This window comes from [Actinomadura] parvosata subsp. kistnae (assembly GCF_900323885.1).
Lineage (GTDB): Bacteria > Actinomycetota > Actinomycetes > Streptosporangiales > Streptosporangiaceae > Nonomuraea > Nonomuraea composti.
Genome location: NZ_OOHJ01000018.1, coordinates 1,224,805 through 1,238,435, shown reverse-complemented (window position 1 = coordinate 1,238,435; position 13,631 = coordinate 1,224,805). Strand labels below are relative to the sequence as shown.

Sequence of the window (13,631 nt, the reverse complement as noted above, 5' to 3'; positions counted from 1 at the left end):
GAGCATCCGCCTAAAACGGCGGGCCGTCTGTGAACTAATGCGCATCAAGCGGACAGAATGGAGCCATGCAGGAAAATCCGGGGTCTCCATTTCCGCACGGTACGCCGGCGGCCGAGTATCCGTATCCAGCGCAACCGCCGTCCTGGTTCGTGGCCGTGCCGCGCGGGGTCACGTTCGACCGTCTCGCCGCGATCTCGGGGGTGCGGCCGTGGCGCGCGATCGTCGGCACGCTGATCGTCGCCGCCGGGTTCCTGGGGATCGGCGTCGTGGTCGTGGTCGCCTTCATGCTGGGGACGGAGCTCTTCGGCCTGCCCGAGGCGGTGGACCAGGCCGGGATACCGAGGGGCAACGCGTACGGGCTGGCCATGACGCTGCTGTCCATCGCGCCCGTGCTGCTGCTCGTGCTCGGCACCGCCGCGCTCGTCCAGCGGCGCCGGCCGGGGACGGTCTCGTCCGTGGCCGGGCGGCTGCGCTGGTCGTGGATGGGGCAGTGCGCGGCGGTGGCCGTGGTGGCGCTCGTGCTCGGGCAGGCGGCGCAGTGGCTGGCGCTGTCGGCCGCCGGGCTGGACTCCGGGATGTTCGGCTGGGGCGGATGGGCGGCCTTCCTGCCGCTGCTCATCGTGATCCTGCTGCTGGTGCCGTTCCAGGCCGCGGCCGAGGAGTACGTCTTCCGCGGCTGGTTCATGCAGGCCGTCGGGGCGCACGTGCGCAATCCCGTGTGGGGGATACTGATCGGGTCCGCGTTGTTCGCCTCGCTGCACGGGTATTCATGGGCGGGGCTGGTCGACGTGTTCTCGTTCGGGGCGGTGATGGCGTGGCTGGCGGTGCGCACCGGAGGGCTGGAGGCGCCGATCGCGCTGCACGTGGTCAACAACGTCGTGGCCTTCGGCATCAGCGCGGCGGCGGGCGATCTCCAGGACGCGCTGGACCAGGGGAAGTCGCCGGTGCCGTGGCAGGCGTTGGCGGGGACCGTGGTGCAGCTCGGGGTGTATGCGTTTGGTGTGATGTATCTAGCCAAAAAGCAGTCAATCAAGACTATTTCGGAATAAATCCGGCGCGAGGTGCGGGGAATCTCCCTAGAGAGGTCTCGTAATTCCGGCTGAGACATGCTGGTCTGGATGCTGTCGGGACGGCGCGGCCACCCCCCTGCCGCCCCTGGAACGGTCCGCGCACGCGGCCCTCGAACCACCTGTACGACGAGCTCGACTAGGAGGTACGGCGCGTGGCCTCCGGCCCCAGCGAACCCCCGCCACGGCGACCGCCTGAAGACGACGACCCTCGCTCCGAGGGCAGGTCGGACCCCCAAACCCCGCCAGAAGAGCCCAGGATCAGCCACTCGCCGCCCGGCCCCACCGACGACCGGGCCAGAGGCTTACCGCTGTCCTCCCCTTGGGGCATGCCGCCGTTCGCCGCCCCCATCCCCGGCGACGAGCCGCAGGAGCCGCCCAAGGGGCGCCGGCCGTACGCGTCGCCGACGGGGGAGCCCGAGGACGAGCCGCGCCGCCGGCCCCGCCGCATCGTCAACCGGCCCGACAAACTGGTCGCCGGCGGCCCACCCCGCCCCGACCCTTCCGCCCCGCAGGAGCCCCGGCCCGGCCCGGTCCCTTCCGCTTCGGACGAGCCCCGGCCCGACGCCGCCGTCCCGGGCGAGCCCCGGCCCGACGCCGCCGTCCCGGGCGAGCCCGGCCCGACCCCGCCGTCCCGGGCGAACGCCGGCCGGACGCCGGCGAGGTGCCCCCGCCCCGCCGCGAGGCCGCCGCCGCACAGGCGGAGGTGCCCCACGTGCCCCGGCCGCGGCCCGAGGGCGACGCGGCCCCGCCTCCCGCCGTGACACCCGGCCAGAACGCCGGAACGCCCGGCGAGAACACGGGGACGCCCGGCCAGGACGCGGGGACGCCCGGCCAGGACGCCGGCACGCCTGACCAGGACGCCACGATCCCGGCCCAGGGCGCCGGACCCGGCAACGGGGAGCGCCGGGATCGCATCCCGCCGTACCGGCTCGTGTATCCCCGGCCGACCGGCGAGAAGACGCACGAAGAGACCGGCCAGGACGAGGGCGACGGCGATGACGACGGCGACGGCGACGGCGAGTGGCGGGACGAGCCCGAGGTGCGGCGCGTCGGACGGCCGCCCGCCGGCCGCCCCACCAGGCCCGACCTCCTGGTGGCGGGGAGCGACGCGGCCGGCCAGGGCGCCGGAGGCAGGCACCACCGAGGCCCCGCCCCGGCCGCCGTCCGCAGGTCCAGCCCCGTCCGCAGGCGCACGAGGGCGATCCCGATCGTGCTGACCGTGGCCGCCGCCGTCCTGGTGGCGACCGGCGTGCTCGTCTGGCGCTGGAGCGACGACGAGGGCGCGGGCCTGCGCCTGGAGGCGGGCACCGGACGTTCGGGTGACGAGCTGTTCACGATCCCCGCCGCCGGCGTCGGCACCGACCAGAAGCTCAACGACATGACCTCGGTGGGCCGCGCGGTGGTGGCGGTCGGCAGCGACACGACCAGCCCGACCCCGCGCCCGCTCTTCCTGTTCTCCCCGAACGGCGGCAAGACGTGGCAGCTCGGCCAGGTGAACGGCGCGTCGTCGGCGATCGTGCGGCGCGTGGTCGGCGGCGAGGGCAGGTGGCTGGCCAGCGGCGGCGACGAGGCGACCGGCGAGCGCGGCCTGTGGACCAGCACGGATGGTTACAGCTGGACGGCGGTGCCGCCGTCGGGGCTGGCCGCGTTCCGCACGGGTGACCGGATCGAGGACATCGCGCGGACGGGCTCGGGGTTCGTCGCGGTCGGCAGCACGGCGGGAGCCGACGGCGGCACGGGCCCGGCGGCCTGGCGCTCGGACGACGGCCGGGCCTGGGAGCGCGTCGAGACCAGGGAGCTGGGAGTACGTGAGCTGAAGGCCGTGGTGGCCAAGGGCGACACGGCCGTGGCCATCGGAGTACCCGCGGACGGCGAGGGATCGCGGGTGCTGCGCTCGGCCAACGGCGGGCGCGCCTGGCAGGCGACCGGCTTCCAGCTCCCCGAGGCGACGGATCCGCGCGCGGGGACGGTGGCGGTGCTGCCGAAGAGGTTCGTGCTGGTGCCGATGCGGCGGCGGACGCCGGAGGGCGACGTGCGCGTCTACTGCTCGCCGACCGGGGCGCAGTGGTCGCAGTGCGGCTCCATCGGCGGCCTCGCGCCCGAGAGCGTCGGCGTGGAGACGATGATCTCCTACCCGTCGGGCGTGGCCGCGATCAGCCCGGTCGGGATGGGCGCGTACACGGTGCTGACCACCACCGACGGCCGCTCGTGGACGAAGCGCGCCGATCTCGGCAACCTGACGGGCGCGACGCTGCGCGGGTTCACGATCTCCGACGGCGGCACGCTGTTCGCCGGCGGCGACCGCGCGGCCTCCGACGTGGACAACCAGCTCGTGCTCATGGCCGCGCCGCCGCGCGGCACCGCCTCGCGCGTGCCGCTCGGCAACGTCGAGGGCCTGACCAGGATCGCGCGCGAGACGAACGCGCTGACCAGCCACGGCGGCCGGTACGTGGCCGTCGGCTCCGCCTCGGGCGACGCCGGCCTGTGGACGATCAGGAACTGGCAGAGCTGGAAGTCCATGAGCCTCGGCGGCACGGGCAGGCAGACGCTGGAGGACGTCACGTACGGCAGCCGCGGCTGGCTGGCGGTCGGCGGCACCGAGCCGAACGCCGGCGTCACCGACCCCCTCCTCGTCACCTCCACCGACGGCGAGAACTGGAAGCGGGTGGACGTCACGGGCGACCTGGCCCGCCGCCCCGACCAGCTCTACCTGCGCACCGACGTGGTGACGGCGGGCAAGAAGGGGTACGTGCTGGCCGGCGAGTCGCGGGACCAGTCGGGCGCGACCGGCGCCGCCATGTGGTTCACGCCCGACACGCGCAAGTACACCCGCTCCGGCAAGCTGCCGCAGGGCGGCGCGGGCGTGCGCGTGCACGACGTGGCCGCGGTCGGCGACGGGTACGTGGCCGTGGGCGGCTCCGGCGGCGCCGACCAGGAGCGGACCGTGGTCTGGTACTCCGAGGACGGTGTGAACTGGACGGCCCGCGACGCCGTGTCCCCGCCGGACGCGACGTCGGCCGGGCTGCGGCGGGTGGCGGCGTACCAGGGCAAGCTGGTCGCCATCGGCACGGCCATGACGAACGGGGCGCGGCGCGCGTTCGCCGCCGTCTCCGGCGACGACGGCCAGAGCTGGGAGACGGCGTGGCTGCCCACCGACCAGGCGGCGGCCGTGTACGACCTGGCGGCGGCCCAGGAGGGGCTGGTGGCGGTCGGCTGGCACGGCGTGCCGGGCGAGGGCGACAGCGCGGCCTGGACCTCGCAGGACGGGCTGTCGTGGAACCGCGTGGCGCTCACCAAGGACCGCCTGGCGGGCCAGGGGACGCAGTGGTTGTCGGCGGTGGCGGTGGACGGGTCGGAGGTCGTGGCGCTCGGCCGCTCCACGACGTACAACGCGGACCACCTGATCCTGTGGACGTCCAGCCTGACGTCGAGCAGGTAGCCGCCGCGGGTGGACGGGCCCGAGCGGCGCCGCCGCCGTGCTCCGGAGGCAGCCGTCATGCGTGCGGGAGCGCGCCCCACTCCGTGAGGCAGTCCAGCAGGCCCTCGGTCAGCGGCAGCCGCGCCAGGTCGGAGCGGTCGCACCAGCGCAGGGCCGCCGCGTCGTCCCCGGCGGCGGCCGTCCCCCCGGACACGGTCGCGAGGTAGTCGCGGATCACGTACGTGACGCCGCCGGGCCCGGGCCTGTGCACCGTGCCGGCCAGCCGGCCGACCGCCACCCGCAGCCCGGTCTCCTCCAGCACCTCACGCCGCAGCCCGGCCTCGTCGCTCTCACCGGGCTCCAGCCGCCCGCCGGGGACGGACCACAACCCCAGGCCGGGCGCGTGTCCCCGCTGGACGAGAAGAAGCCGGCCGAAGGCGTCGAAAATGATCGCGCCGACACAATTTACGCGCACATGACCAAGATTACGACGGGATAACGGGCACCGGCCTTGACGCGGCCGTGCCGGAGAAAGCACCGTGGGTAGTTGTGAGAGCGGCTCCAACCTGTCCACGGTGCTTTGGCCCGCTTCACGGGCCGAGCGCCTGGTCGAGTGCGTACCGATGCGGGACGCACGGCGATGTCCTGCCGTATCAGCCTCCGTGGCCGCCGACCAGCACCGCGCTTGAGGCGATACGCAAAAGCTCCGTCGTGCCCGTGTGGCTGCCCTGGCCGTTGCCCGCCGGCTGGCTGGTGACCGGCTTCGGCGAGGTGGGCGACCAGCGCACCGGCGCGCGTGCCAGCCTGGTCGCGCTGACCGGGCCGTCGCTGACGGAAGGGCCGGCGGACCTGCTGCTGATCGCGGAGGAACCGGGCATCGGGCTGGGTGCGGCGTTCGCCGGGCTCGACGGGCCCGACCCGGGCGAGGGGTTCGACTCGGGCCCGCCGAACGCGAAGATCGCCGTGCTGGGCCATCCGACCGCGCTGTGGTGCGTGGACGGCCAGACCGACCGGGCCGTCTACGCGGGCGAGGCGATGGGCAACTGGCTGTGGGCGATCGCCTGGCCGGCCGACGCCGGGTGCGTGATCGCGCTGGCCGAGCTGTCGCTGGTGGACGCCCGCGACCACGAGCTCGACGTGCCGTTCGGCGCCTTTTCTCCCAGACTCGAAGATTAACGATTCGCGCTGTCAGGGGAACGGACTAGAGTTCGGAGGCGTGACAGCGCGTATCGAGCGAGTGGTGACCGAGGGTGTCGTCGACATCGACGGCATCGAGCACAAGGTCGAGAACAACACCTGGATCGTGGGTGACGACGACGAGGTGATCGTCATCGACGCCTCGCGTGACGCCGACAAGATTCTCGAGCAGGTCGGCGAGCGGGAGGTGCTGGCCGTCATCTGCACGGCGGGCCTGCCCGACCACGTCGGCGCCGCCATCGAGGTGGCCAGCAGAGACGAGGCGGTCGTCGCCCTGCACCCCAAGGACAAGCCCCTGTGGCGGGAGACCTGGCGCGAGACCTGGCCCGACATCGACATGGAGGACGACGGCATCTTCGGCGTGGCCGACGTCCAGCTCGACGTCATGGAGACGCCCGGCGTCACCCCCGGCGGCGTGTCGCTCTACTGCGAGGCGCTCGGGGCCGTGTTCACCGGCAAGGCCCTGCAGGCCGACGGCCCCGGCAAGCTGGGCGGCGAATACCCTGCCCTGGCCGACCAGCTCACCTCCATCGGCGGGCGGCTGTTCACGCTTCCCGGCGACACGCGGGTGCTGGCCGCGCACGGCGACGAGGTCACGATCGGCGACCTCGAGCCGCACTTCGACGACTGGGTCTCCGGCTCGCTCACCCGCACCGACACCGAGACGGGCACCGGGGCCGGCGGCGAGGGCCCGCTGACCGACGGCACCAGGATCTCCGGGATCAAGCTGGGCGACGAATAAGGTGCAGGGCCAGCTTCCGCTGGAAGGGATGCCGCGGCGGCTCTACTCGTGCACGCCGTCGCGGTTGAACACCTGGCTCGACTGCCGCCGCCGCTACCGGTTCACCTACCTCGATCGGCCGCAGCCGTCCAAGGGGCCCGCCTGGGCGCACAACAGCGTGGGCGCGAGCGTCCACAACGCGCTGGCGGGCTGGTGGCGGGAGCCGTACGAGCGGCGCACTCCGCTGACGGCGGCCATCCTGCTCACGAACGGCTGGATCACCGAGGGGTTCAGGGACGCCGAGCAGTCGGGGCGCTGGCTGGGCCGCGCCCGCGACCTGGTGTCCGGATACGTCGCGACTCTTGACCCGTCCGACGACCCCGTCGGCGTCGAGCGCACGGTCGCCACCCGCACCAAGGTCATCGCCCTGTCGGGCCGCATCGACCGGCTCGACCGGCGCGGCGACGAGCTGGTCGTGGTCGACTACAAGACCGGCCGCCGCCCGCTCACCCAGGACGACGCCCGCTCCTCGCTCGCCCTGGCCGTGTACGCCGTCGCGGCCTCGTCCATGATGCGCACCCCGTGCCGCACGGTCGAGCTGCACCACCTGCCCACCGGCGAGGTCATCGAGTGGCGGCACACCGAGGAGTCGCTGGCCCGGCACATCGCCCGGGCCGAAGAGGTCGCCATGGAGGCGTCCGAGGCCGACGACCGCTACCGCGCCGCCGTGTCCGGCCGCTCCGGGCCGCGCCGCCCGCCGGGCGAGCGCCAGACGATCGGCCCGCCGCAGGTGCCCGACGAGGTCGACAAGCTGTTCGCGCCCAGCCCCGGGCCCATCTGCTCCTGGTGCGACTTCCGCCGCCACTGCCCCGAGGGCCAGGCGGCCGGCCCCGAACGCCAGCCTTGGGATGGCCTGGCCGAGTGAGCCGTCACCGGCCCGCCCGGGGCCAGCGGCGCGGATCGGTCAGGCCCTTGAGCCCCTTGCCGACGTCGTAGCCCGCGGCGCCCAGCCGTTCTCTCGACGCCTGGAGCATCTGCCGGGTGGCGGGCATGAAAGCGCGGTCGTGCAGGGGCTCGGGCAGGGAGTTCAGGCCCAGCCTGAACGCCTTGAGCGCCGCCGTGACCGCCGCCTGCGGCACCTCGGGCAGCACGCCGTACATGCGTCTGGCCCAGCCCGGCAGCGTGTAGTAGCACAGCGCGCCGAACGGGAAGTAGAGCGGCTTGCCCGGCGACAGCGCGCGCAGCTCGCGCGGCAGCCGCGGCCACAGCAGGAACCGCACCGTCGAGACCGCCTCCGGCGTCACGCGCAGGCTGGGGCGCACCTGCTTGAAGTAGGCGTCCATCTCGGCGCACGAGCCGGGCACGTCGTCGAGGTGCAGGCCGACGTAGGTGGCGCTCCTGCGCTGCTCGTACAGGTAGCGGTCGGCCTGGCGCTCGCTGAGCCCCAGCCCGCCGCGCCTGGCCACCTCCAGGTACGACGACACCTCCGCGCAGTGCACCCACAGCAGCAGCTCGGGATCGTCGACCCGGTGCGTCCGGCCGGTCTCGGGGTCGCGGACGCGCAGCGCCCTGTGGATGCCGCGCACCCGCCTGCCGATCTCGTCGGCCTCCTCAGGGCTGCCGAACGTCACCCGCCCCACGAAGTCGGCCGTGCGGCGCAGGCGGCCGAACGGGTCCTCCTGGAAGTTGGAGTTCTGCCAGACGCCCAGCATGGCCAGCGGGTGCAGCGCCTGCAGCATGAGGCCGCGCACCCCGCCCACCCACATCGTGCGGTCGAGGTGCACCTGCCAGGTCGCGCTCTGAGGCGGCTGGACGACGATGTCTTCCATAGTAAGTACATGGTTACACCGCATTGGACCTGATGTCCAAAAAGTGTTTCTCGGCGGCGTTCCAGAACCGCACCAGCGCCGCCGCCGTCGTCTCCGGCGCCTCGACGGCGGGGGAGTGCACCGCGCCCGGCACCACCACGCAGTCGGCCCCGAGCCTGGCCGCCATCTCCGACTGCGCCTCGGGCGGCCAGCCGTCGTCGTGCTCGCCGTACAGGACGAGCGTGGGCACCTCGATCTGGCGCAGCTCGTCGGTACGGTCGTGCATCGACAGCACCTGCTCGGCCATGCACGACAAACCCGTGGGGGAGTTGGCCAGCAGGCGCTTGTGCAGGAACTCCATGATCTCGTCCGGCACGTCCTGCGCCAGCACCTCCGGCTCGAACCTGGAGTGCCAGACCGCCTCCAGGCCCAGCGCCGGCACCTCCTCCATGATCTTCCTGCCGGCCCGCGCCCGCCTGCCCTCGATCGCGCCCGGCCCCGAGCCCATCAGCGTGAACGAGGCGAACCGCGTGCGCCCGTCGATCACCGCCTCCCGGCCCACCAGCCCGCCGAACGAGTGACCCACCAGATGAACGGGGTCACCGCCGCCGATCACCTGCGACAACGCATCCACGTCGGCGCCGAGCGCCGCGCACGTGTAGGCCGCCGGATCGTCGGGGCCCGGAGTCTCGTACTGGCCGCGCAGATCGATCGCCACCACCCGGCGGCCCGACTGGGCCAGGGTCATCAGGACCGCGATGAAGTCCTCCTTGCTGCCCGTCAGGCCGGGGACCAGGATCGCGGGCCAGCGCTCAACCACACCACTGACCGGAATGGCCTCCAGGGCCGCGAACGTGCCCTGTGGCGTCTCGATCTTCTGCGGGGTGACGCCAGGAGGCAGGTCGAGGAATCGCGGCGTACTCACGTGGGGCAACAATACCCAGAGGTCAGCGCCTCGACACCGGCATGGCTCCTACGCTGGTGCGAGTTCTGAGGAGTTGCCGGGTATGCGTGATCTCCCGATCCCGCCCGCCACCTCCTTGGACGCCTCACGCGCGGCCCTGGGGCCCCGTGAGGGTGTTCCGGATGCCGGAGCGGGTGAATTCCGGCTCACCCCGCCGCCGCCCTCCGGAGGCTCGCACAGGGGGCCGTGGACGGCGCTGAGCGCGCGCCTGCCGTCCCCGCGCCCCCGCCGGGCACACCGGGAGGGGGCAGCAGGCCCGCCGCCGCCTCAGGCCACCACGGCCGTTCCGTCGCCCTGCGACCCCGTCCTGCTGCCTGGGACCCACCCATGGCCCCGTCCTGCTGCCTGAGGCCCGCTCACGGTCCCTGGGAATGCGGAAGGCGCGCACCCTCGCAAGGGTGCGCGCCTTCACACGTACGGCCGGTGTCGCCGGAGGGTCAGCCGGCGCGGCGGCGGTTGCCGCCACCGCCGCCACCCCGCGACTGGCGCCGCTGCTGCTTGCGCTCCGTCGCCGCCGACGGCGCGATGTCGTCGTCGTCCGTCGCCAGGTCCGGCGACTGGAAGATCACCGTGAACGGGCTGGGCGGGATGATCCGCTCAGGCTCCCGGCGCGCCGGCGGAGGCGGCGTCGACAGGAAGCTCGGCTCCGGCACCGGCGCGGGCTGGACCGGGGCCGACTGAGCCCGGGCGGGCTGAGCCGGTGCGGCGGCCTGGTGCTCCCGCTCCGTGACCGTCGTGGTGGCCGTCTCCACCGCGTCCGTCGTGGCCTCGACCTGGGTCTCGGCCTCGGCGGGGGCAGCAGCCCGGCGCGTCCGCGTGCGCTTGGCCGGCGCCTGCGCGACCTCCTCCTCGGAGGTCGTACGGGCGGTGGCGGCCGGCGCCTCGGCGGGCTCCTCAGCCGCGGCCTTGCGCGAGCGGGTGCGCTTCACCGGCGCCTCAGGGGCGTCGGCGAGCGCCTGCTCGATGGCCGAGGAAGCGGCGCCCCTGCGCGTACGGGTGCGCCTGGGCTCACCCGCCGCCTGGATCTCGTCCGCAGTGAAGATCGCCGGAGTCTCCTCCGTCTTGGCATCCACGAGCTCGACCTCCGGCCTCTCGACGGGTGCGGTCTCCGCCAGCTCCTTCCCGCCGCGGGTGCGGCGGCGCTGGCGGGGCGTACGGGCAGGGCGCTCCTCGCGCTCGTCACGGCGGCGCCCGCCACGGGTGCGGGTGCGGCCGGTCTCGCCGAGGTCCTCGATGCGCTCGGCCGACAGGCCGGCACGGGAGCGCGCGGCGTGCGGCAGGACGCCCTTGGTGCCCTCGGGGATGCTCAGCTCCGAGTAGACGTGCGGCGAGGTGGAGTAGGTCTCCTCCGGCTCGGCGAAGTCGAGCCCGAGCATCTGGTTGATCATCTTCCAGCGGGTCAGCTCCTCCCACTCCACGAACGTGACCGCGATCCCCGTGCGCCCGGCCCGGCCGGTGCGGCCGATGCGGTGCACGTAGGTCTTGTCCTCCGTGGGGCAGTCGTAGTTGACCACGTGGGTGACGTCGTCGATGTCGATGCCGCGGGCGGCCACGTCGGTGGCCACCAGCACGTCGATCTTGCCGTTGCGGAACGCGCGCAGCGCCTGCTCGCGCTGGCCCTGGCCGAGGTCGCCGTGCACGGCCGCGACCGCGAAACCACGCGTGTCGAGCTGCTCGGCGACCATGTCGCAGGCCCGCTTGGTCTCGCAGAAGACCATGGTGAGCCCGCGGCCGTCGGCCTGCAGCAGCCGCGCGAGGATCTCGATCTTGTCCATGCGGTGCGTACGCCACACGATCTGGCGCACCTGCGGCGTGGCCTCGCCCTCGCCGCTCTCGTGCTCGGCCCGCACGTGCGTGGGCCGGTTGAGGTACTTCCGGGACAGCGCGACGATCTCGCCCGGCATCGTCGCCGAGAACAACATCGTCTGCCGCTCCGCCGGGATCAGCTTGAAGATCCGCTCGATGTCGGGCAGGAAGCCCAGGTCGAGCATGCGGTCGGCCTCGTCGAGCACGAGCGAGGTGATCTGGCTCAGGTCGAGGTGCTTCTGCTTGACCAGGTCGAGCAGGCGGCCCGGGGTGCCGACGATGACGTCGACCCCGGCCTTGAGCGCCTCGATCTGCGGCTCGTACGCGCGCCCGCCGTACACGGTGAGAACCCGCGAGCCGAGCTTGCCGGCGGCGGTCACGAGGTCCTCGCTGACCTGCGTGGCCAGCTCACGGGTCGGCACGATGACGAGCCCGCGGGGCTTCTTGCGGTTCTTGCGCGGCTTGCCGATGCTCTGCAGCATCGCGATGCCGAACGCGTAGGTCTTGCCCGTGCCGGTGCGTGCCTGGCCGATCAGGTCCTGGCCGCTCAGCGCGAGCGGGAGTGCCATCTCCTGGATGGGGAACGGTGTGACGATACCCTCGGTCTCGAGGGCATCGGCGATCTCTGGTGTGACTCCGAGGTCTCGGAAAGTCGTCAGCGTGGCCTGCCTCAGTCTCAAATGAAGGCGGGCCTGCCGGGACCGACGGGCGGAAAACAGCCCCGTGTCGTGGGTCCTCGCGGTAGAGCCAGCCCTCTCGCGTCATCAGCGACCGCGCACCCGGGGAATCGGGGGGTAATCGGGGGATTCCCCCGAATTAACACAGTGCGGTCGCACTTTCACAGAGCAGTGTACTCGATACCACAACGCTGACCGAGCTTGCGTATGTTCCCGAAGTTTCTCCGAAGTACGCTGCCTTCCATGAAGGAGTCCCCTGGAGTCGTCGACCTGCTCGGTGTGCTGGCCTACGCGGAGCTCAGCGCGTACGCGCGGATGACCGAGGACGCGGCCACGCTCGCGCCCTCCCTGGCCGACCGGGCGGCGCTGAGCGAGCTGGCCGTCACCGAGTACGCCCACTTCCGCCTCCTGCGCGACCGGCTCGCCGAACTCGGCGCCGACCCCGACGCGGCGATGACGCCGTTCGTCGGCGCGCTGGACGCCTGGCACGCGCAGACGAGGCCGACCGACTGGCTCCAGGCGCTGGTCAAGACGTACGTGGGCGACGGCATCGCCCTCGACTTCTACCGCGAGGCGGCCCGGCTCCTCGACCCGTCGATCGCCAAGCTCGTCGACGAGGTGCTCGTGGACGAGGGCCGCTCCCAGTTCGCCGTCGAACGCGTCAGGGCCGCCATCGAGGCCCACCCCGCCGAGGCCGGCCGCCTCGCACTGTGGGCGCGGCGCCTCGTCGGCGAAGCCCTCAGCCAGGGCCAGCAGGTCGCCTCCGCCCGCCCCGAGCTGGCCCTGCTCCTGATGGAGTCGCAGCAGGAGGGCCACACGGACATCTCCCGCCTGTTCGCCAAACTGACGGAGGCGCACAACAAGCGCATGGCCGCGATGGGCATCTGACCGGTGGCAACGGCATGGGATCGTGGCGACGACGGGCACCCGCATCTTCGCAACGGGCACCTGATCGCGGCGACGACGGGCACCTGTGTGCTGGCGATGGTCACCTGATCGTCTCGCCATCGGGCGGCGCGTGGCACGGAACGGTTGTAGCGTGCCAACATGAGGGCCTCGCGCCGCTACGGCAGTTCCTTGACGAGATGTGGGCCGAATCGCTGGGCTACGCGCGCCGTACTGCGAAGGGAGAGCGCGCGCTGCCCGGCCTCCGACCCAAGGTGCGCCACCATCCTCCGCGCCCGGCACCCCCGCGGCTGCCTCCTCCCACACCCCCACCGCCAGCCCTGACCCGGCCGCTCCGAAGCGCGCCCGCCGCGCCGCCGTGGCCGGCCCAGCCCCTTACGGCGCCGGCTCGGCGTGCTGCCGGGGCGCGCTCGCCTGCAGCGCCGCCTTGGCGAGCCCCGCGCCTGGCACCGGCCCCGCATGGTGCAGTGGCGCGCCACCCCCGCCACGCGCTGCGGCGGGCTCCGCTCCCGGCGCCGGCGGCCGGGTACCGGTAGCTGGCTACCGATGGCGCTCACGCCCGTCATGTCGAGGCGCGGAGGCGCACGCCCAGCGCTTCGCACCAAGCGTCGAGCTGTGAGGCCGGCGGGCTGCTGTGTCGCGCCGAGGTGCCCGCTCGCAGCGGGTGAGCGGCGGAGTGTCTCGTGGGCTGGCGCGTCAGGCGGCGACGCAGGCAGGCGGGCCGGGGCTCGTGAGAGGTACGGCGTGGCGGGCCGTACCCCCCGCCCCAGCTCAACCGCTGGAGCTGAGCTTGCTAGAGCGTGCCGCCGAAGCCGACCGGCCGGGCTTCGTCCTCGCCGATTTCGACGAAGCCGAGCGCGGCCACCGGCACCACGACCCGCCTGCCCTTCACGTCGGTGATGGCGAACACGCCGCCGCGATCGACGGACAGGGCGTTTCTGATCTCCTCTTCGACTTGCTCGGCGCTGAGGTCGGTCTCGACAACGAGCTCGCGGTGTACGGAGCGTACGCCGATCTTGACTTCCATGGTGGCTCCCTAGTCGACGGGCTGGCTCTCTCCCATC

At 73.2% G+C, this 13,631-nt stretch carries 12 protein-coding genes; 7 read left to right on the top strand and 5 right to left on the bottom strand.

The features are described from left to right. Positions 1–155: 155 nt before the first annotated feature. From KIS93_RS25720 to KIS93_RS25710, 3 genes are all read left to right on the top strand, one after another. The gene (locus KIS93_RS25720) at positions 156–1,049 is read left to right on the top strand and encodes a CPBP family intramembrane glutamic endopeptidase (RefSeq protein WP_186404437.1); all 894 of its coding nucleotides are present in this window, start codon (positions 156–158) and stop codon (positions 1,047–1,049) included. 347 nt (positions 1,050–1,396) lie between these two features. Beyond that, on the top strand, positions 1,397–1,831 hold the full coding sequence (locus KIS93_RS25715) for a hypothetical protein (RefSeq protein WP_186404436.1): 435 nt from the start codon (positions 1,397–1,399) through the stop codon (positions 1,829–1,831). Beyond that, positions 1,783–4,509: a beta propeller repeat protein gene (locus tag KIS93_RS25710; RefSeq protein ID WP_186404435.1), complete on the top strand. Its 2,727-nt coding sequence runs from the start codon at positions 1,783–1,785 to the stop codon at positions 4,507–4,509. The genes KIS93_RS25715 and KIS93_RS25710 overlap by 49 nt, the downstream gene beginning before the upstream one ends. A gap of 55 nt (positions 4,510–4,564) precedes the next feature. On the opposite strand, the gene KIS93_RS25705 is transcribed toward KIS93_RS25710, so the two are convergent. Continuing rightward, positions 4,565–4,963 carry an NUDIX hydrolase gene (locus KIS93_RS25705; RefSeq protein ID WP_080045265.1) on the bottom strand — a complete coding sequence of 133 codons (399 nt, stop codon included), beginning with the start codon at positions 4,961–4,963 and terminating at the stop codon, positions 4,565–4,567. A gap of 47 nt (positions 4,964–5,010) precedes the next feature. On the opposite strand from KIS93_RS25705, the gene KIS93_RS25700 reads away from it, so the two are divergent. The 3 genes from KIS93_RS25700 to KIS93_RS25690 are packed head-to-tail and all read left to right on the top strand — an operon-like array spanning position 5,011 to position 7,331. Further along, positions 5,011–5,664, top strand: coding sequence for a DUF6758 family protein (locus tag KIS93_RS25700; protein ID WP_335673904.1), 654 nt, complete (start codon positions 5,011–5,013; stop codon positions 5,662–5,664). Between the two features lie 40 nt (positions 5,665–5,704). Beyond that, complete coding sequence (locus tag KIS93_RS25695) at positions 5,705–6,427, top strand: MBL fold metallo-hydrolase (protein WP_168018438.1); 723 nt, start codon at positions 5,705–5,707, stop codon at positions 6,425–6,427. A gap of 28 nt (positions 6,428–6,455) precedes the next feature. Beyond that, entirely contained in the window at positions 6,456–7,331 is an 876-nt protein-coding gene (locus tag KIS93_RS25690) for a RecB family exonuclease (protein ID WP_080047507.1), read from the top strand. A 4-nt stretch (positions 7,332–7,335) separates the two neighbouring features. Here KIS93_RS25690 and KIS93_RS25685 read toward each other — a convergent pair whose 3' ends face one another. The 3 genes from KIS93_RS25685 to KIS93_RS25675 all read right to left on the bottom strand — a co-directional run bounded on the left by KIS93_RS25685 (position 7,336) and on the right by KIS93_RS25675 (position 11,553). Next, positions 7,336–8,235 carry an oxygenase MpaB family protein gene (locus KIS93_RS25685; RefSeq protein WP_080045267.1) on the bottom strand — a complete coding sequence of 300 codons (900 nt, stop codon included), beginning with the start codon at positions 8,233–8,235 and terminating at the stop codon, positions 7,336–7,338. A 13-nt stretch (positions 8,236–8,248) separates the two neighbouring features. Continuing rightward, entirely contained in the window at positions 8,249–9,139 is an 891-nt protein-coding gene (locus KIS93_RS25680) for an alpha/beta fold hydrolase (RefSeq protein WP_080045268.1), read from the bottom strand. A gap of 476 nt (positions 9,140–9,615) precedes the next feature. Continuing rightward, the gene (locus KIS93_RS25675; RefSeq protein ID WP_222107625.1) at positions 9,616–11,553 is read right to left on the bottom strand and encodes a DEAD/DEAH box helicase; all 1,938 of its coding nucleotides are present in this window, start codon (positions 11,551–11,553) and stop codon (positions 9,616–9,618) included. Between the two features lie 351 nt (positions 11,554–11,904). Here KIS93_RS25675 and KIS93_RS25670 point away from each other — a divergent pair, with 351 nt between their 5' ends. After that, on the top strand, positions 11,905–12,549 hold the full coding sequence (locus KIS93_RS25670) for a ferritin-like fold-containing protein (RefSeq protein ID WP_080045269.1): 645 nt from the start codon (positions 11,905–11,907) through the stop codon (positions 12,547–12,549). 811 nt (positions 12,550–13,360) lie between these two features. Here KIS93_RS25670 and KIS93_RS25665 read toward each other — a convergent pair. Continuing rightward, positions 13,361–13,594, bottom strand: coding sequence for a DUF3107 domain-containing protein (locus KIS93_RS25665; RefSeq protein ID WP_080045270.1), 234 nt, complete (start codon positions 13,592–13,594; stop codon positions 13,361–13,363). Positions 13,595–13,631: the final 37 nt, after the last annotated feature.